The organism is Erythrobacter aureus (assembly GCF_003355455.1).
In the GTDB taxonomy this organism is placed as follows: Bacteria; Pseudomonadota; Alphaproteobacteria; order Sphingomonadales; family Sphingomonadaceae; genus Qipengyuania; species Qipengyuania aurea.
Window position 1 is genome coordinate 2,522,679 of record NZ_CP031357.1, and the last position, 16,879, is coordinate 2,539,557.

The 16,879-nt window shown below is 63.6% G+C and carries 20 protein-coding genes and 1 pseudogene; 10 read left to right on the plus strand and 11 right to left on the minus strand.

The window, feature by feature from the left end:
* Positions 1-1,311, minus strand: coding sequence for a serine hydrolase domain-containing protein (locus tag DVR09_RS12370; protein WP_115417177.1), 1,311 nt, complete (start codon positions 1,309-1,311; stop codon positions 1-3).
* 110 nt (positions 1,312-1,421) lie between these two features.
* Here DVR09_RS12370 and DVR09_RS12375 point away from each other — a divergent pair, with 110 nt between their 5' ends.
* Positions 1,422-1,643, plus strand: a complete 222-nt coding sequence (locus DVR09_RS12375) for a hypothetical protein (protein WP_115417178.1) — start codon at positions 1,422-1,424, stop codon at positions 1,641-1,643.
* A 76-nt stretch (positions 1,644-1,719) separates the two neighbouring features.
* On the opposite strand, the gene DVR09_RS12380 is transcribed toward DVR09_RS12375, so the two are convergent.
* Positions 1,720-2,739 carry an A/G-specific adenine glycosylase gene (locus DVR09_RS12380; RefSeq protein WP_115417179.1) on the minus strand — a complete coding sequence of 340 codons (1,020 nt, stop codon included), beginning with the start codon at positions 2,737-2,739 and terminating at the stop codon, positions 1,720-1,722.
* A gap of 14 nt (positions 2,740-2,753) precedes the next feature.
* Here DVR09_RS12380 and DVR09_RS12385 point away from each other — a divergent pair, with 14 nt between their 5' ends.
* The 5 genes from DVR09_RS12385 (at position 2,754) to DVR09_RS12405 (ending at position 9,647) form a co-directional block, all read left to right on the plus strand.
* A complete protein-coding gene (locus tag DVR09_RS12385) occupies positions 2,754-3,299 on the plus strand; it encodes a DUF721 domain-containing protein (protein WP_115417180.1) in 546 nt (181 codons plus the stop codon).
* Positions 3,296-4,003 (plus strand): thioredoxin domain-containing protein, encoded by a 708-nt coding sequence (locus tag DVR09_RS12390; protein ID WP_115417181.1) that lies wholly within the window; start codon positions 3,296-3,298, stop codon positions 4,001-4,003. The genes DVR09_RS12385 and DVR09_RS12390 overlap by 4 nt, the downstream gene beginning before the upstream one ends.
* 110 nt (positions 4,004-4,113) lie before the next feature.
* Positions 4,114-4,854, plus strand: a complete 741-nt coding sequence (locus DVR09_RS12395; RefSeq protein WP_115417182.1) for a thioredoxin domain-containing protein — start codon at positions 4,114-4,116, stop codon at positions 4,852-4,854.
* A 27-nt stretch (positions 4,855-4,881) separates the two neighbouring features.
* Entirely contained in the window at positions 4,882-8,304 is a 3,423-nt protein-coding gene (gene smc / locus DVR09_RS12400) for a chromosome segregation protein SMC (protein WP_115417183.1), read from the plus strand.
* A 134-nt stretch (positions 8,305-8,438) separates the two neighbouring features.
* Positions 8,439-9,647 (plus strand): GGDEF domain-containing protein, encoded by a 1,209-nt coding sequence (locus DVR09_RS12405; RefSeq protein ID WP_162814962.1) that lies wholly within the window; start codon positions 8,439-8,441, stop codon positions 9,645-9,647.
* A 24-nt stretch (positions 9,648-9,671) separates the two neighbouring features.
* Here DVR09_RS12405 and DVR09_RS12410 read toward each other — a convergent pair whose 3' ends face one another.
* From DVR09_RS12410 to rpmF, 5 genes are all read right to left on the minus strand, one after another.
* Positions 9,672-10,037 carry a MerR family transcriptional regulator gene (locus DVR09_RS12410; RefSeq protein WP_115417185.1) on the minus strand — a complete coding sequence of 122 codons (366 nt, stop codon included), beginning with the start codon at positions 10,035-10,037 and terminating at the stop codon, positions 9,672-9,674.
* 7 nt (positions 10,038-10,044) lie between these two features.
* Positions 10,045-10,344, minus strand: coding sequence for an integration host factor subunit alpha (locus tag DVR09_RS12415; protein ID WP_115417952.1), 300 nt, complete (start codon positions 10,342-10,344; stop codon positions 10,045-10,047).
* Between the two features lie 125 nt (positions 10,345-10,469).
* On the minus strand, positions 10,470-11,435 hold the full coding sequence (locus DVR09_RS12420) for a beta-ketoacyl-ACP synthase III (protein WP_115417186.1): 966 nt from the start codon (positions 11,433-11,435) through the stop codon (positions 10,470-10,472).
* On the minus strand, positions 11,432-12,469 hold the full coding sequence (gene plsX / locus DVR09_RS12425) for a phosphate acyltransferase PlsX (RefSeq protein ID WP_115417187.1): 1,038 nt from the start codon (positions 12,467-12,469) through the stop codon (positions 11,432-11,434). Before plsX ends, DVR09_RS12420 begins: the two co-directional genes overlap by 4 nt.
* Positions 12,470-12,496: 27 nt before the next feature.
* Positions 12,497-12,676, minus strand: coding sequence for a 50S ribosomal protein L32 (gene rpmF / locus DVR09_RS12430; RefSeq protein WP_067464131.1), 180 nt, complete (start codon positions 12,674-12,676; stop codon positions 12,497-12,499).
* A 241-nt stretch (positions 12,677-12,917) separates the two neighbouring features.
* Between rpmF and DVR09_RS12435 the strand changes: the two genes are divergently transcribed.
* Positions 12,918-13,316, plus strand: coding sequence for an MAPEG family protein (locus DVR09_RS12435; RefSeq protein ID WP_115417188.1), 399 nt, complete (start codon positions 12,918-12,920; stop codon positions 13,314-13,316).
* Between the two features lie 161 nt (positions 13,317-13,477).
* Here the strand turns inward: DVR09_RS12435 and DVR09_RS12440 are convergent.
* Positions 13,478-14,118, minus strand: a pseudogene (locus tag DVR09_RS12440) (MBL fold metallo-hydrolase).
* Between the two features lie 120 nt (positions 14,119-14,238).
* Between DVR09_RS12440 and DVR09_RS12445 the strand changes: the two are divergent.
* Positions 14,239-14,616, plus strand: a complete 378-nt coding sequence (locus tag DVR09_RS12445; protein WP_115417189.1) for a hypothetical protein — start codon at positions 14,239-14,241, stop codon at positions 14,614-14,616.
* A 4-nt stretch (positions 14,617-14,620) separates the two neighbouring features.
* Here the strand turns inward: DVR09_RS12445 and DVR09_RS12450 are convergent, their stop codons facing one another.
* Positions 14,621-15,070, minus strand: a complete 450-nt coding sequence (locus DVR09_RS12450) for a GCN5 family acetyltransferase (RefSeq protein WP_115417190.1) — start codon at positions 15,068-15,070, stop codon at positions 14,621-14,623.
* A 44-nt stretch (positions 15,071-15,114) separates the two neighbouring features.
* The gene (locus DVR09_RS12455; protein ID WP_115417191.1) at positions 15,115-15,756 is read right to left on the minus strand and encodes a S24 family peptidase; all 642 of its coding nucleotides are present in this window, start codon (positions 15,754-15,756) and stop codon (positions 15,115-15,117) included.
* Positions 15,757-15,929: 173 nt separating this feature from the next.
* On the opposite strand from DVR09_RS12455, the gene DVR09_RS12460 reads away from it, so the two are divergent.
* Positions 15,930-16,145, plus strand: coding sequence for a hypothetical protein (locus DVR09_RS12460; protein WP_115417192.1), 216 nt, complete (start codon positions 15,930-15,932; stop codon positions 16,143-16,145).
* Positions 16,135-16,479, plus strand: coding sequence for a hypothetical protein (locus tag DVR09_RS12465; RefSeq protein WP_234041443.1), 345 nt, complete (start codon positions 16,135-16,137; stop codon positions 16,477-16,479). Before DVR09_RS12460 ends, DVR09_RS12465 begins: the two co-directional genes overlap by 11 nt.
* Positions 16,480-16,546: 67 nt before the next feature.
* Here the strand turns inward: DVR09_RS12465 and DVR09_RS12470 are convergent, their stop codons facing one another.
* Positions 16,547-16,879 (minus strand): hypothetical protein, encoded by a 333-nt coding sequence (locus DVR09_RS12470; RefSeq protein ID WP_162814963.1) that lies wholly within the window; start codon positions 16,877-16,879, stop codon positions 16,547-16,549.

Here is a 16,879-nt window from a genome sequence, read left to right on the forward strand (position 1 = left end):
TTATGCCTGCGCGGCTTGCATCGCGGCCAGATCCTTGCCCACCGCTGCGGGAAAGCCGGTATGGATCGGATAGGCTTCGGACGGCATATATTGCGTCATCAGGGTAGCGCGCAGGCCGGCCTTGAAATTGACGAAGGCGACGGTGCCCGCCGCCCCGCCCCAGCCATAGGCGCCGTCGGTCACGCGGCCGCCCGCACCGAAGCCCTGTCCTTCGACCCAGGTGCCCTCGGTCGTCGCGGTGGCGGGCAGCAAGTTCGACGTGCCCACCCGCACGGCAAGTTCGCCCATCACGCGCTTGCCGTCGATCATGCCGTAGCCGAGCAGCATGGTGAGGAAACGATCGTAATCGCGGGCAGACGAGACCAGCCCCGCGCCGCCGAAGGGAAACGGCGGCTCGTCGAGATAGATCGAGGCCCTTGCCGGATCCATCGGCAGCGGCGTGTTATTCATGATTCCGTAATTGGTGGTGAAGCGCCCGACATCGCTTTCGGGAACCGTGAAGAACGTACTGGTCATGCCCGCCGGTTCGAAGATTTGCGTGTGCAGGAATTCGTCGAACGGCATGCCACTGGCTACCTCGATCACCCTACCGAGCAGATCCAGACCGACCGAATAACTCCACTTGGTGCCAGGCTGCAGCACCAGCGGCAGTTTGGCGAGGCGATCGGCGAAGGTGTCGAGCCCGGTGACTGCCTGACCCCGGCCAAGACCAGGAATTGGCAGACGGCTGACCTGCCCCGGGATCAGACCCTGTTCGGTGTAGGCGGCACTGATCGGCCCCTTCTGCACGATATTGTAGCCCAGCCCCGCAGTATGCGTAAGCAGTTGGCGCACGGTGATCGGGCGTTCGGCCGGGACCAGATCGGTCAGCGATCCGTCATAGGTTCTCTGCACCTGCATGTTCTCATAGGCCGGAAGCAGTTCGGCGATCGGCTGGTCGAGACCGAGGCGGCCCTCGTCGATCAGCATCATCGCGGCCATGCCGGTGATGGGCTTGGTCATCGAATAGATGCGATAGAGGCTGTCGGCATCCACCTTGCTCGGCCCGCCCAGAGCCAGCGTGCCGCGCGCGATATAGAGCGGGTCCTGACGCCCCCACCCCAGCGCCGCGATCATGTTGGCAACCTTGCGTTCGGAGACATAGCTGTCGACCATGGCGGTAACGTTGCGCCAGTTCGCCGCATACTCGCGGGCGGCGGCCAGCCTTCCCATCGGCGCCCCCGCCAGCGCTGCCCCGGCAGTGAGCCAGGCGCCCCCGCGTAGCAGCGCGCGGCGGGACATCTGCGGGGTATCGAAGGTGCGATAGGGCATTCGTGTCTCTCCGGATTTCAAATCGGCGGGTTTGTGCGGGAGCGGCGGCAGAGCGTCAATTGCCAATCGAAACTGTTGCAATCGGCCAGTGTCCTAACCATATAGGACACATGCTCAACCTGCTCTCCATCCTGTTCGGGATCGTCTCGCTCGTCGTCGTCATTCCGGCGACCATCCCCCTTCTCGGCTGGGCCAACTGGCTCGCGCTGCCGCTGATTGCGGTCGGCGTGGTGCTGGGCCAGCTTTCGTCGAGCAATACCGGGCGCAATTTCTGTCTGATCGTGCTGCTGATCGCCGCTGTGCGGCTGACGCTGGGCGGCGGGATTATCTGACGATCGATCTCCCGCGAAGGGGGAGCCTCAGGCGGTCGAGCGCATCGCTGTCTGAAGATCCCGCCTGCGCGGGGAATCATGACGTTACCAGCCGGGCGGCCTTGGTGAAGAGCGTCGGCAGGCCCGCTTCGTTAAGCGTGTCGAGAGGCCACCATTCACCCTCGCCGCTGGGCTGTGTTGCATCACGCTGCACCTGCACCGACAGTTCGAGCGCGAAATGAGTGAAGGTGTGCCGCACCATTCCCGCACCTTCCCAGTCCCCATCCAGCGGCGGCTCGCCCAAGCCATCGCCGCGTGCGCTCCAGCCATCATCGGGCAGCGCGCGCATCCCACCGAGCATCCCCTTGCCCTCGCGCCGGACGAGCCACACGGCATTCTCCCGCTCGATCCAATAGGCGCGCCCCTGCCGCACAGGCTTGGCCTTTTTCGGTGCCTTGACCGGGAACCGCGCCGGATCGCCCGTCGCCCGAGCCCGACAGTCTGCGCTTAGCGGGCAGAGCAGGCATTTGGGATCGCGCGTCGTGCAGATTCCCGAACCCAGATCCATCATCGCCTGCGCGAAGTCTCCCGCGCGCTTCTCCGGCGTAATCTCAGCGGCTGCAGCACGGATCGCCTTGCGCGCAACCGGTAGCGGGTCTTCGATAGCGAATAGCCGCGCAACTACCCGCTCGACATTGGCATCGACGACCACCGCGCGCCGGTCGAAGGCGATCGCGGCCACGGCGGCCGCGGTATAGGCACCCAGCCCGGGCAGTTCGCGCAATTCCCCCTCGGTCATGGGAAATCCGCCACGCTGCGCCACCTCTCCCGCGCATTTCACAAGATTGCGTGCGCGCGAGTAATATCCCAGCCCCGCCCATGCCGCCATGATGTCCTCCTGCGGAGCTGCGGCAAGCTCTTCGACCGTGGGCCAGCGCGAGACGAAGGTTTCGAAATAGGGTTTCACCGCCGCAACAGTCGTCTGTTGCAGCATGATTTCCGACAACCATACGCGATAGGGGTCGGGTGGCGGCGCTCCGGGCCGCGCGCGCCACGGCAAATCGCGCGCATGCCCATCGTACCAGTCGAGCAATCTATCGGAGACGGTGGCGGTCACGGCCCGCCTATGGCATGAGCGCTCCCACGATGGGAAGCGACAAGACCAGATCCGGATCGAAGAAGTACCAGCGCCCGCGCGGGGGCGGGGCCAAACCGATCAGCGATCTGATGCCGCAGATCGGGCGCAGCGCGTTCCGCCGCTTCGGCTTCGTCCAAAGCTCCGTGGTGAGCCGCTGGCCGGAAATCGTGGGTGAGACCCATGCGAAGGTCTGCACACCCGAGATGATTCGCTTCCCCCCGGGCGAGAAATCCGAAGGCATCATGCATCTGGTCGTCAAACCTGCGCACGCGCCGCTGGTGCAGCAGGTGATCCCCGAAATCGTCGACCGGGTGAACCGGTTTTTCGGCTATCGCGCCATTGCCCGCATCAAGTTGCGGCAAGGCCAGGTTAAGCCACCACCTGACAGGGACAGGCGGAAGGCACCGCCATCGCTAAAACCGATTCCGATGGAATTGGGCGACAGCCTGCGCGATATTGGGGATCCCGAATTGAGGACAGTGCTGGAATCGCTGGCCCGCAGTCTCGGATCGCAAGAAGACGGGAACGAGAACACGTGAAAATCAAAAGCATGATGCTGAAGGGCCTTGCCCTGCTGGGCGTCGGAACGCTCGCTCTGAGCGCGAGCGCACAGGAACGGCCGATCCTTCCCGGCGGCAATTGGGGCAGCATGCTGGCCGAAACCGATGGCGGGCACCTGTTCGGCAATCCGGATGCGGACCGTAAGCTGATCGAGTTCATGAGCTATACTTGTTCGCACTGCGCCACTTTCGCGCGCAATGGCGAAGGAGCGATCAAGGTGGCCTACGTTCCCAGCGGCCGTATCAGCTACGAAATCCGCCACCTGATCCGCGATCCGGTGGATCTGTCCGCGGCCCTGCTGACCCATTGCGGCGATGCCAGCAAGTTCGGCGGCAATCACGAAGCGATCATGTATCGCTTCGACGAATGGATGGGGAAAGCCGCCAAGGCTACGCAGGCGCAGCGCTCGCGCTGGCAATTTGGCTCGCTTCCCGCGCGGCTACAGGCGATCGCCAGCGATCTCGATTTCTACGATATCATGGAAACGCGCGGCTACGGCCGTGCCGAGCTCGATGGTTGTCTGTCGGACGAAGCGAAAGCCCGGGCGATGGCCGATACGTCAGCCGCCGATGTCAAAAAATACGGCCTCACCGGCACTCCCAGCTTCGTCCTAGACGGCGAACTGCTCGAAGGCACGCATGACTGGCTCAGCCTCGAAAAACATCTCGCCGACGTGTTCTGAACCCGGGCGAACCTGTTTTTCGGGGGAAAGGCCTGTGGATAGGCAGTGGCGCGCCTTCCCTTCGCCGTGCCCCCTGACCTAGCCTCCCCAGTCCAGATAAGAGGATTCCGATGACCAAGACCCTGCGTTTCGCTCTCGCCGCACCGATCGCCCTCGCGCTTGCCTCCTGCGGTTCGGGCGCTGACGAAACAGGCGAGATCGCCGGCGAAGCAATCGCCGCCATTCCGGCACCCGAGGGAACCGAGTGGCGCGACATGGTGACCGTTACCGACATGGACGGGTACATGATCGGCAATCCCGACGCGCCGATCAAGGTGGTGGAATATGCTTCGCTGACGTGCCCGACCTGCGCGCGCTTCGCGGAAGAAGGGATGGAGCCCCTGGTTTCCGAATATGTGAATTCCGGCCGGGTCAGCTTCGAATTGCGCAACCAGATCCATGGCCCCCACGACCTCGCCCTGGCCACGATGGTGCGCTGTGCAGCGGACGAAGCCTTCATTCCGCTATCGGATCAGGTCTTTGCCAACCAGCAACAGGTACTTACTCCCATCTTCGAAAACCAGGCTGCAGTCGAACAATCGCTCAACCTGCCTCCCGAAGAGCGTTTGGTCCGGCTGGCGGAGGTCGGGGGATTCTACGATTTCTTCGCCGCCCGTGGACTGAGCGAGGACCAGGCGCGTCAGTGCCTTGCGGATACAGACGCCTATTCCAAAATCGCCGATAACTCGACCAAGCAATCCGATGAACTCGACATCCAGGGCACGCCGACCTTCCTGATCAACGGCAACCATGCCGATGCCAATACCTGGGCAGCACTGGAGCCCATCCTCCAGCGCGCCGGCGCCAGGTAGGGCGCCGGCCGGGGGGAACGGACACCGATGAAGATCTCGAAGCTCAGATTGAGTGGCTTCAAGAGCTTCGTAGAACCCGCCACCTTGTTCATCGAACCGGGTCTGACAGGTGTCGTCGGCCCCAATGGCTGCGGCAAATCCAATCTGCTCGAAGCGATCCGCTGGGTCATGGGCGAAAACTCGCCCAAATCGATGCGTTCAGGCGGGATGGAAGACGTCATCTTCGCCGGTACGCAAAGCCGCCCGCGACGCGATTTCGCCGAAGTCGTCCTCCAGGGCGAAGACGACGGTGGCGACGAAATGGAAGTGGTCCGCCGGATCGAACGCGGGGCCGGCAGCGCCTATCGTCTGAATGGACGCGATGTACGCGCCAAGGACGTGGCGCTGATCTTTGCCGATGCCGCCACCGGCGCCCACAGCCCGGCGCTCGTCAGCCAGGGCAAAATCGCCCAGGTCATCGCCGCCAAACCCACCGAGCGCCGCCAGATGCTGGAAGAGGCCGCCGGGATTGCCGGTCTGCATGTTCGCCGCCGCGACGCCGAGAGCAAGCTGCGGCAGACCGAGACCAATCTCGAACGGCTTGAAGACATCATGGCCGGGCTCGACAGCCAGATCGCCTCGCTGCGACGGCAGGCCAAACAGGCCGAGCGCTACAGGAAGCTCTCCGACCAGATCAAGACCGCCGAGGCGCGGCTGGTCTTCGCCCGCTGGCGCGATGCCGCAGCGGCAGCCGAGGAGGCCAAAAAGGCGGCGGGCGAAGCCGAGGCTCGCGTTGCCGAAGCGCAGCGGGCGGCCGAAGAGGCTCAGAAAGCCCAGCGCTCGGCTGCCGAAACGCTGGCAGAAGCGCGCGAGGAACAGGCCGACCGCCGCGACGATGCCAGCGCCCACGGGCACCGCATGGCGGCACTCACCAGCCAGCTCGAAGCTGCCGAGCAGCGCCTCGCCGACCTCGACCGCCAGAAGGCGCGGCTCGAAGCCGATCGCGGCGATGCCGACCGCCTGACCAAGGACGCCGCCGAAGCGCTGGCGCGGCTCGAACGCGAGCTGGCGGAAAGCGAGAAGGCATTGGCCGAAGACGAGCAGAAGCGCCCCGTGCTCGAACGCGCGCGCGAGCAGGCCGAACGCGATAGCCGCGCCGCCGAACTCGCGCTGGCCAAGGCCACAGCCGATAATGCCGGGGTGGAAGCCGAATGGCGTGTCGCCGAAGCCGAAATCGCCCAAGCGAAGGCGCGGCTCGATCGCTTGGAATCCGAGGGACGCCGGATGGCCGAACAGCGCGCGGCGCTGATGGGCGAAGATCCGGATGCCGGTGTCGATACGGCGAAGGCAGCGGCCGAACACACTGCGGCGGCGATGGAAGACCTGCGTAAAAAGGTCGAGGAAATGCAGGCGCGCAAGGCCAAGCTCCAGGCGACACGCGATACGGCTTCTTCCGCGCTGGCCGAAGCGAAAGCAGAGCTTTCGGGCATCCAGCGAGAATGGGAGGCGCTCAAGCGCGACCGCGAGGCGCGCGAGCGGGCTGCCTCGAAGCGCAAGGGACGCCAACAGGCGATCGACGGAGTACGCGCGGCCAAAGGATACGAACGTGCGGTGGCGGCGGCGCTGGGGCGCGATGGGAAGGCACTGCTCGGCCCGCCCGACGATCAGGCGGAAGGGCGCTATTGGACCGGGGCGGACGCGCCCGCGGCCGCGACCGACAGCCTATCCGCTCATGTCGACACCTGTCCCGACGAACTGCGCGCCCTGCTGGCATTGGTACATGTCGCCGAGGCCGATGACGGACGGGTGCTGCCCGCTGGCCATGCGCTGGTCAGTCTGGACGGCCATTTGCGCCGGTGGGATGGTCTCGTGGTGCGTGGTGAAGGCTCGGCGGAAGCCGCGCGACTGGAAGCGGAAAACCGCTTCACCGAACTCGACCGCCGCCTCCCCGCCCTGCGCGAGGCTGCCGAGGATGCCCGGCAATCGCTCGATGCTGCGAGCGAGGAGCTGGGGCAGCTTCAACGCGATCTCGTAACGACCGATCGCGAGCTGGCCGGTGCCGCCGACGCGGAAAGGCAGGCGCTGCGCGCGCTCGATCAGGCCGAGGCAGCGCGCGAACGGTTCGCCGCGCGGCTGGCGGAACTCGATCGTAGCGAGGTCGAGCAGGGCGAGGTGATAGCTGCCGCCAAATCCGATCTGTCCTCTGCCGAAACGAAGCGCGACGCCCTGCCCGATCCCGAGGCCGGGCGCGCTACGCTGGAAGCGGCCCGGGCGAAGAACGAAGCCGCCCGCTCGACTCTGCAAGCGCGCGCGGCCGAGCTTGCCAGCCACGACCAGGCGCTGGCGGTCGCGCGCGAACGGGCTTCGGCCCAGCGCAGCGACATGGCCAACTGGCAGGCGCGCAGCGGCGATGCGGCGCGGCGCCTGTCGGAAATGGAAATCCGCGCCGAGGAAATCGAGGAAGAGCGTGCGATCACCGCCGCCAAGCCCGAAGGCCTGATGCGCGAGATCGAACAAGGCGACCAGGTGCGCGAGCGCCTGACGCGCGACCTTGCCGAAGCCGAGAAAGCCGTGGGCGAGGCCAATGCCGCCGCGCAGCAGGCCGACCATGCCTTTGCCGCCGCCAATGAGAGGCTGGCCGAGGCACGCGAAAGCCGGGCTGGCCTGGCGGAACGGGCAGAGAATCAGGATGGCCGCCGGATCGAAATGGCGCGGATTTCTGGCGAGCGCTTCCAGTGCCCGCCCCCGCTGCTGCCCACGCGGTTCGAATTCGACGAGGACACGCTCGGTTCCGCCGAGGCCGAGGGAGAAGAAATGGACCGCCTGACCGCCAGCCGCGAGCGGATCGGGCCGGTCAATCTGGTCGCAGCCGAGGAATTGGAGCGGATCGAGAACGAGCATGGCTCCAACGCGGCCGAACAGGAGGAGCTGCGCGAGGCGGTGAGCCGGTTGCGCGGATCGATCGGCAATCTCAACCGCGAGGGCCGCGAGCGTTTGCGCGCCGCATTCGAGCGGGTCAACGATCACTTCAAACGGCTCTTCACCCGCCTGTTCGAAGGCGGCGAGGCGCATCTGGCGCTGATCGACAGCGACGATCCGCTCGAGGCCGGGCTCGAAATCTTCGCCCAGCCGCCGGGCAAGAAGCTGCAATCGCTGACCCTGCTTTCGGGCGGCGAACAGGCGCTTACCGCCACCGCGTTGATCTTCGCGCTGTTCCTTACCAACCCCGCCCCTATCTGCGTGCTCGACGAGGTCGATGCGCCGCTGGACGATGCCAATATCGACCGGTTCTGCGATTTGCTCGACGCGATGACGCGCGAGACGCAAACGCGCTATCTGATCGTCACCCACAATGCCGTCACGATGAGCCGCATGCACCGCCTGTTCGGCGTGACAATGATCGAAAAAGGCGTCAGCCGCCTGGTCAGCGTCGACCTTGGCGGAGCGGAGGAATTGCTGGCAGCGGAATGATCCCAGACCCTGCTCTCAAGGCTTTAGCCCTCGGGAAAAGTCCTAGGCGCTTTCACTTAGTTGCGAATTTGCGCGACTACAAATGGTGGTGGGCTAGACATTCCTCAACCATTTCGGAAATGGGGGCCGAGGGTATGACTGCACGATTGTTGCCCAAGCGAGCCGAGCAGGATTTGGCGAGAAAACACGGGATCCCTCGCGAACGAGAGGTCCGGCGCGCAATTCTAAAGGGGCTGGTCGATACCGAGCAACGCTCGGTCATCGCCAATCTTTCCTGCTGGTTCGTTACTGCCGGGGCAGCTTTCTTTCTGCCCAATGCCTCTTATTTCATTCTGCCCCTCCTCTTCCGTCTGCTTGCGATGGTCGGCACGCGCGCCGGCTTTGCAAACATGCGCTCGGCTTTGCGCGAGGAACGCGGCATTGCGCGGGCATTCAATTGGCTCGCCGCGTCGCTCTTCGTCGGCGGAATGGCCTGGGGATCGACAATGCTGCCGATCCTCGCCTTCCCGACGCTTCACCCTGCCCGCCTTTTGGTCGGCGGTGGCACCCTGATAGGGATGAGCATCATCGTGACGATGCTGTCGCCGATGCGCGGGCTCGCGCTCAGTTTTTCCAGCGGTTTTCTGGGCGCATTCGGCCTCGGCCTGTATCTGACAGGCGCCGCCGACGGTTTGGCCCTTATGGCCGGGATGACGATCCTCTTCCTGATCTTCATTGCCTATTCGCATGCCTCGACCTTCGGGCACGAACGCTCTGCCAAGCTTCTGGTCGAAAACCGGCGCCTGGGCGAAAGTCTGCGCGTATCGCTGGAACGCGCTATGCACATGGCCGATCACGACAGCCTGACCGGATTGTTCAACCGGCGCGCATTCTTCACTTATGCGGAACGGGTGGGTTGGCCGCGGCGGCTTGTGATCATGATCGACATCGATCACTTCAAGTCCATCAACGACCGGTTTGGTCACGCCACGGGCGACCGGGTGCTCGAAAGCGTCGGAGAGGCGATAGTCGAGGTGCTTAAGACGCAGGTGGGTCCCGACCATATTGCCGCACGGCTGGGCGGCGAGGAATTCGCCATCATGATGCCCTTCCGCTCAATTGCCGAGAATCGTCATACGACCGAAGCGCTTCACAAAAACATCGCGGAGATCGCCGCAAAGCTTGATGTCTCGGGCTTGGTCACCACGGCATCGCTCGGCGTGTTCATAGCCGATGGCGATGCCAAGCTCGACGATGCGTTGCACGAGGCCGATACGGCACTATATCGCGCAAAGGCTCTGGGCCGAGACCGCACCGAATATGCCGAACCCACCGATGAACCGGCGGTAGTCAGTCGGGCTTGAGCGGCACGGAAGATAGGTGGCCGTTCAGGTTGCCAGCGCGGCCTTCAGTTCGTCCCGGATCGATTTGAGTTTTTCCACGGTGGTTCCCTGCGTCGAGGCCGGGGTCGGCGCTTTCTGCGCCATGGCCTGCGGATCGGGTGTACCACGCAATGCGGCCTTGGCCCCTTTCAGCGTATAGCCTTGCTCGTTGACGAGCGCATCGATCCGTTCGACCAGTTCGATGTCGTCGGGCCGGTAATACCGCCTACCGCCGCTGCGGGTCAGCGGCTTGAGCATCGGGAATTGCTGTTCCCAATACCGCAGCACATGCGCTTTGATACCGGTTGCCTTGGCGACTTCACCGATGGTGCGCAGTGCGCCTTCGTCCTTGCCGTCGTCGAATGTCGCCATCAGGGTTTCAACCGTTCGCAATACGCTCTTTGAGCAATTGACTGGCACGGAAAGTCATCACACGGCGCGGCGTAATCGGCACCTCGATCCCGGTCTTGGGATTGCGTCCGACGCGCTCGCTCTTGTCGCGCAGCACGAAACTTCCGAAGCCGGAAATCTTCACATTCTCGCCATCGGCCAACGCATCGCACATCTTGGCGAGGATCGCTTCGACCAGCTCGAGCGAATCCGCCCGGCTGAGCCCCATCTTTCGATTGATTGTTTCGGCCAGATCGGCCCGAGTTAGCGTGCCTACGGAACGCATCATATCCATTCTATCCTTCCCGTCAGAAGCGACCCTGAGCGAGAATACGAGCCATCTCGAAGTTCACCAAGCAATATAGGGATTTGCGGCGCGTCTGGCAAACCCCGGAGGAGATCGCCGAACGCCAACTACATGCGAACCAGCGACGCGCCCCAGGTGAAGCCTCCACCCATCGCTTCGAACATGACCAAATCGCCGCGCTTGATCCGTCCATCGCGCACGGCTGTATCCAGCGCCAGCGGCACCGACGCAGCCGAGGTGTTGGCATGCCGATCGACTGTCACGACGACCTTTTCTGCCGGCAAGCCGAGCTTGCGCGCCGTGGCATCGAGAATGCGAGCATTGGCTTGATGCGGCACGACCCAGTCGATATCTCCAGCGTCCCGGCCCGCATCGACGAGCACTTCCCTGAGCACTTCGGCAAGGTTGACCACCGCATGGCGGAAAACCTCGCGCCCCCTCATCCGCAAATGGCCAACCGTGCCCGTCGTGGACGGGCCGCCATCGACATAGAGCATGTCCTTGTGCTGGCCATCGGCGTGCAAGCGGCTCGACAAGATGCCCGGCCCGTCCTCGGCCACGTCCTGCGCCTCGACCACGACCGCGCCCGCACCGTCACCGAACAGAACGCAGGTCGTGCGGTCCTCCCAGTCGAGAATGCGGCTGAAGGTTTCAGAACCGATCACCAGCGCCTTTGTGGCCATACCCGTCCGCAGCAGCGAATCCGCCGTGGCCAGCGCATAAAGAAAGCCCGAACATACCGCCTGCACGTCGAAGGCCACCCCGCCGCCGCAGCCGAGCGCGGCCTGAACCTGAGTGGCGGTGGCCGGAAAGGTATGGTCGGGGGTGGCCGTGGCGAGGATGATAAGGCCGATCTCGGACGCATCGACGCCCGCCGCCTCCAATGCGGAACGCGCGGCATCGGTGGCGAGGCTGGAGGTCGTCTCGTCCTCTTGGGCGATATAGCGCTGGCGGATGCCGGTACGTTCGACGATCCACTCGTCGCTTGTGTCGACACGCTCGGCAAGGTCGGCATTGGTGACGCAGTTGCGGGGCAGCGCCGAGCCCGTGCCGGTGATGACCGAGCGGATCATTTCGCCGCCACGCTCGCGGGTTCGATCGCGCCGAGATCCTGCTTGATGCGGTTGGTGATATCGTCCTCCAGCAGGCGTGCGGCCACTTCGACGGCATTGGCCACGCCCTTGGCATTCGCGCTGCCGTGGCTTTTCACGACCACGCCGTTGAGCCCCAGAAAAACCGCGCCATTGTGGTTGTTGGGATCGAGGTGGTGCTTGAGCAGCTCGGTCGCCGGGCGCGAGACGAGAAAGCCGATCTTCGAGCGCAGCGAGCTGGTGAAAGCATTGCGCAGCAGATCGGTGACGAAACGTGCCGCGCCCTCGATTGCCTTCAACGCGATATTGCCGGAGAAACCATCGCACACGACCACGTCGCATTCGCCGCGATTGATCTTGTCGGCTTCGACATAGCCCTCGAAATCCATGGCCAGCCCGGTGGCGGCGCGCAATGTTTCGGCGGCGGCCTGGATATCCTCGGTACCTTTGGTTTCTTCGGTGCCGATGTTGAGCAGGCGCGTACGCGGACGTTCGCGCCCCGTCACGATGCGCGAATAAGCGGCCCCCATAATCGCGAACTGGACGAGATTGCGCGCGTCGCATTCGCGGTTCGCGCCGAGGTCGAGCATGACCACGTCGTCATCGGTCAGCGTCGGGAGCAGCGCGGCCAGCGCGGGGCGGTCGAGCCCAGGCATGGTGCGCAGGGCAAGCTTGCTCATCGCCATCAGTGCGCCGGTATTGCCGGCGGACACGGCAGCGCCCGCATCGCCCTGCTTCACCGCATTGACCGCGAGGCCCATGCTGGTGGTTTTGGCGCGGCGCAACGCACGGCTCGGCAATTCGTCGCCGCCGACCACGTCGTCGCAATGCAGGATCTCGGAAGCCCCGGCCATGCCGGGATGCGTTTCGAGCGCGGCCTTGATCCGCGTTTCGTCGCCGACCAGCAGAAACTTGAACTTGTCGTGACGGCGACGGGCCATGGCGGCACCGTCGACCATCACACGCACGCCCTCATCCCCGCCCATCGCGTCAACAGCGATACGCGGCAGGCTCATGCGCAAACTCCGGCTAATCTGACGGTCTTAAAGACCGACGGCGATGATTTCGCGGCCGTTATAATATCCGCAATGCGGGCACAGATTGTGCGGACGCTTGAGTTCACCACAGTTCGAGCACTCGTGATGAGCTTCGACCTTGAGCGAATCATGCGCACGGCGGTTGCCGCGACGGTGGGGCGATACTTTCCTCTTGGGGACGGCCATGGCGGCACCTGTTCCTCAAACAATTACAATCAATTTCGGTGGCCGCCCTAGGGGAAGGTCCGGCACGCCGCAAGAGCGCGTGAACCCGAATATCCCGACCATGGCGGTGAAGGCGCGCGCTATAGCGAAATTCTCAGGGGACGCAACCCGTGTTCCTGGATACCCGGCATTGCACGTTGGGTTACATCACCCTAGCAGTCGAGATGGGTCCTATACAAAGAAATCGCGAGGGAGGGATCGCATGGGAGTTTTCCTACCGGTAACACTGACAGCAGCCGCAGCGGCGGCCATCATCAACATCTGGCTCAGCATAAGGGTCGGCCAGATGCGCCAGGCGACCAAGACCGCGCATGGCGACGATGCCGGAGGGCCACTGACACGGCGGATGCGTGCGCAACTCAACTTTGTCGAAAATACCCCATTCGTCCTGGTGCTGATCGCGGCGATCGAATTGTCGGGCCGCGGAGACCAATGGCTTGCATGGGTTGCAGGGATCTACATGCTTGGCCGTGTGGCACATGGGTTCGGCATGGACGGCGAGAGCGTGACCAAGCTGCGCATGGTCGGCGTGCTGATTACCATGCTCACCCTTCTCGGCCTGGCGGTGGTCGCTACATTGATCGCGATGGGGGTGATGTAGGGGGAGTCTTTTGTTGGGTGCGCCTTCGACATCCGTCGAAGGCTTGCTGTTCCGTCCCGCTCCCCTCCCGGCCACCCACGGGACGATATTCGATGGGTGGCCGGGAGGGGGAGCGGGACGGAACAGCCGCAAGGGAAGCGCGGACGCGCTTCACGCACATATCAGGAAAGCGCGTAATCGCTCACGAAGGCGTTGGTCTTGCGTTCCTGCCCGAAGGTGCTGGTCGGGCCGTGGCCGGGGATGAAGGTCACGTCGTCGCCCAGCGGCCAGAGCTTCTGCGTGATCGCATCGATCAGGTCCTGGTGGTTGCCCATCGGGAAATCGGTGCGACCGATGCTGCCCTGGAACAACACGTCGCCGACGATGGCGAACTTGCTCGGGCGGTGGAAGAACACCACATGGCCGGGCGTGTGGCCGGGGCAATGGATTACCTCGAGCGTGAGGTCGCCCACGGTGACCGTGTCGCCATCCTCCAACCAGCGGTCGGGTTCGAACACCTGGCCGTTGACCCCGTATTTCGCGCCGTCCTCGTCGAGTCGGCTGATCCAGAAGCGATCGGCTTCCTGAGGCCCCTCGATCGGCAGGCCCAGTTCCTTCGCCAGCACGCCCGCCTCGCCGCAATGGTCGATATGGCCGTGGGTGATGAGAATCTTTTCAAGTTCGACCCCGGTCTTGGCGACCGCGGCTTTCAGCTTGTCGAGATCGCCGCCCGGGTCGACCAGTGCCCCTTGTTGGTCGCGGTGCACCAGATCAAGGAACAATTCTGCTGCAACGGGGTCACAGGCACGATTCCGGCTTTCATCGGCGGTGCGGCGGGAGTTTGTTTGCTGTTTTCCATTGCCGGGGAAAATGGTCGGCTTCGTCATCGAAAACAAGCCGCATCTGCGGCATAATGGCGCGATACGCGCGAAGGAGCGAACGGATGAGACATATCGCAGCCATTCTTGCAGCCTCGCTGCCGCTGACGGCTTGCCAGACCTACGATACCCAGCCCGACCCCGCGCCGGATGCCGTGGCGGTTGTGCCCAGCGAAGATGCGGCGCCGACCTATGTCATTGCGATATGCGGGGAATGCCATGCGGTGCAGGACAATGCCGTTTCGCCCAACCCGCAGGCGCCCGGCTTCGCCGACATTGCCAACAGCCCGGGCCTGACGCGCGACACCCTTGTCACCTTCCTTGCAGACGCGCACAATTATCCGATGCAGATGGATGTCGACCTGGTCGAAGAGGATATCGAGGTGATCGCCGATTACATGCTGACCTTGCAGTCTGAAGATTATGTAAGACGGCCGGGGTAAGGTTTCAGTCAACCTCACCGCGTAGGATTTCCAGCCTGTTGGGCGGCGCGTCTGCGCTGAGGAAGTCGGGGATGGTGTTTGCGGTCCTGCGCGAGCGGCTAAGCCACTCGACTTTCCACTCGGTGATACGCTCTTGCGTCACATGCTCGAAAACACCCGGCCGGGGCTCGTTGATGTGCTCGCGCTGGAGCACCAGAGCTAGCGGCCTCTCGGTGCCTTCCCGAGACTCCGAAAAGGCCAGCGCGTCCGGATAGCTATCGAATGCGTAATAGTAGTCGCTGCCATCGCACTCATCGGGCGCACCGCGTTCAGGGTGCGACCACACCCGATACTCGAGCACTTCGTCCCAAACGTAACCGCCGCCCGACTTCGTCAAGGCGGGATAGGAACCGACCTTGGCCGCATCGAGAGCCGGTGGATATGCCGGAGTTACGTCATTATCGGTCTCCCCCACGACGCTCCACCGAAACTACCCGACCACTTTCCCGATCAGCTTCATCATACTCGTCCCCCCTTCCACACCACACGGCCGATCACCTCTACCTCGTCGCGGTCTAGCTCGATCGGGGCGTAGCTTTCATTGGCGCTGATGAGGGTGATGCGGCCCGGGGCGCTGGCCTGGACCTGCTTGACGTGCAGTGCATCCCCGATGCGGACCACATGGATGCCCTCGCCCGAACGCTTGTTGCGGTCGACGAAGATCTCGTCGCCGCTGCGCAGGGTCGGTTCCATGCTGTCGCCCTCCACCCGGATCGCGGTGAGATCGGCGCCTTCCAGGCCCATTTCGCGCAACCAACGGCGGCTGAAGCGGTAGCTGTCGAAAGAAATTTCCTCTGCCGAGAAGGCTCCCGGCCCGGCCGAAGCGTCGAGCGGCAAGCGCGGCACGGCAATGAAATCGTCCGCATCGCGCGGACGCGCATGGTCGGGATCGGCCCCCAGCTCGACTTCGCTCACGCCGAAGAATTCGGCCAGGCGGCGACGGTCGGCCTCCTCCAGTTTGCGAGGGCTGCCCTTGCGGACGAATTGTTGCAAATAGCTGGGATTGCGGCCCAGCATGGCGGATAAAGAAGCAAGGCTCGTACGCCCGGCCTCGGCCAGCTCGACCAGCCGAGCGCGCTCGGGCGTCATGACGTCACCCATATCGACACCTCCTCCCACTCCATCCGAACGCTGCCGAAAGGACGCTGAAGCCCAGCATGCGAGAAAATTCCTATAGCATAGGATTTTTCCTAGACAAGTAGGACTTCGATTGGAACATAAACGGAACAAATACGGCGAATCGCCACTTTCGGCCATCATTAGGGGAGCCCGACATGCTGATCCGTTCCATCGAGAAATTTCTCCGCCAGCACGAGATGGCGGCAACGAAGTTCGGCCGCCTTGCCGCGCACGATCCGCGCTTCGTGCTCGACCTGCGCATGGGCCGTGAACCGCGCGACCGGACCGAGCAGCGTATCCAGGGGTTCATGGCTGGATACGCTGCTGCGCGCGAGGTCGTTCGCGAACAGGAGACCGCGCATGTCGGATGAAGCAGCCCCGCCGCGCACACGCCGCACTGCCGCCGATCGCCTGCGCGCCGCGCTGGCCGACCTGCACCAGCATCGTGGACAGGTCCTCACGCATACCGAGAAGGCGTGGGCGAGCATCACCTTTGCCGGCACGCGCCATAGCCTCGCAATCCTGTTCGCGGGCGACGAGGCGGTGGAGGCAGGAGAGCAATTCGTCGCTGCCCTGCCCGATCACGAATTCGCCATCCCCGGGCAGCTCGTGGCCGATGCAGGCGTTATCGAAGTCGAACATCGCCTGACACCCGAACCGCGGCTGCTGGTCCAGTGCGAACTGCTGCTGCTGGAAGAGGGGTGAGGCGAGCGTTGCAGCCGTCTGTTTGTGGAGCTTCCAGCTTCACACAGGAATGGCGGCAATTGGATGGTTAGCTGACGTTGCTACGGTAGAACTTCCATCGCTTGAAGGCTTGCCAGACGGCGCTGCTGATCAGCACGATAGACAGGACAAACCCGCCAGCGAAGATCGAAATTCCACCCATCAGCAACATCATAAGAAGCAGATCGCCCTCTATCGCTGCGGGTTCGGGGAGCAAACTGAATACGACGAACAAGGTAGCCGCTGACCCTAGAAACGCAGCAATACCAAATCCGAAACGGGTCCTTGGTTCAACCATGCGCAACTCTTCGCGAACCCATGAGATCGCAAGAAGTAATGGCAAGAGAAACGCCATCATCAAAGCTGATTCAACTGCACCCAT

Bases quoted from the DNA above. Each gene is read 5' to 3' on its own strand.
- DVR09_RS12370 (WP_115417177.1), bottom strand. From the start codon at position 1,311: ATGCCCTATCGCACCTTCGATACCCCGCAGATGTCCCGCCGCGCGCTG.
- DVR09_RS12375 (WP_115417178.1), top strand. From the start codon at position 1,422: ATGCTCAACCTGCTCTCCATCCTGTTCGGGATCGTCTCGCTCGTCGTC.
- DVR09_RS12385 (WP_115417180.1), top strand. From the start codon at position 2,754: ATGAGCGCTCCCACGATGGGAAGCGACAAGACCAGATCCGGATCGAAG.
- DVR09_RS12395 (WP_115417182.1), top strand. From the start codon at position 4,114: ATGACCAAGACCCTGCGTTTCGCTCTCGCCGCACCGATCGCCCTCGCG.
- smc (WP_115417183.1), top strand. From the start codon at position 4,882: ATGAAGATCTCGAAGCTCAGATTGAGTGGCTTCAAGAGCTTCGTAGAA.
- DVR09_RS12405 (WP_162814962.1), top strand. From the start codon at position 8,439: ATGACTGCACGATTGTTGCCCAAGCGAGCCGAGCAGGATTTGGCGAGA.
- DVR09_RS12410 (WP_115417185.1), bottom strand. From the start codon at position 10,037: ATGGCGACATTCGACGACGGCAAGGACGAAGGCGCACTGCGCACCATC.
- DVR09_RS12415 (WP_115417952.1), bottom strand. From the start codon at position 10,344: ATGATGCGTTCCGTAGGCACGCTAACTCGGGCCGATCTGGCCGAAACA.
- DVR09_RS12420 (WP_115417186.1), bottom strand. From the start codon at position 11,435: ATGATCCGCTCGGTCATCACCGGCACGGGCTCGGCGCTGCCCCGCAAC.
- plsX (WP_115417187.1), bottom strand. From the start codon at position 12,469: ATGAGCCTGCCGCGTATCGCTGTTGACGCGATGGGCGGGGATGAGGGC.
- rpmF (WP_067464131.1), bottom strand. From the start codon at position 12,676: ATGGCCGTCCCCAAGAGGAAAGTATCGCCCCACCGTCGCGGCAACCGC.
- DVR09_RS12435 (WP_115417188.1), top strand. From the start codon at position 12,918: ATGGGAGTTTTCCTACCGGTAACACTGACAGCAGCCGCAGCGGCGGCC.
- DVR09_RS12445 (WP_115417189.1), top strand. From the start codon at position 14,239: ATGAGACATATCGCAGCCATTCTTGCAGCCTCGCTGCCGCTGACGGCT.
- DVR09_RS12455 (WP_115417191.1), bottom strand. From the start codon at position 15,756: ATGGGTGACGTCATGACGCCCGAGCGCGCTCGGCTGGTCGAGCTGGCC.
- DVR09_RS12460 (WP_115417192.1), top strand. From the start codon at position 15,930: ATGCTGATCCGTTCCATCGAGAAATTTCTCCGCCAGCACGAGATGGCG.
- DVR09_RS12465 (WP_234041443.1), top strand. From the start codon at position 16,135: ATGTCGGATGAAGCAGCCCCGCCGCGCACACGCCGCACTGCCGCCGAT.
- DVR09_RS12470 (WP_162814963.1), bottom strand. From the start codon at position 16,879: ATGGGTGCAGTTGAATCAGCTTTGATGATGGCGTTTCTCTTGCCATTA.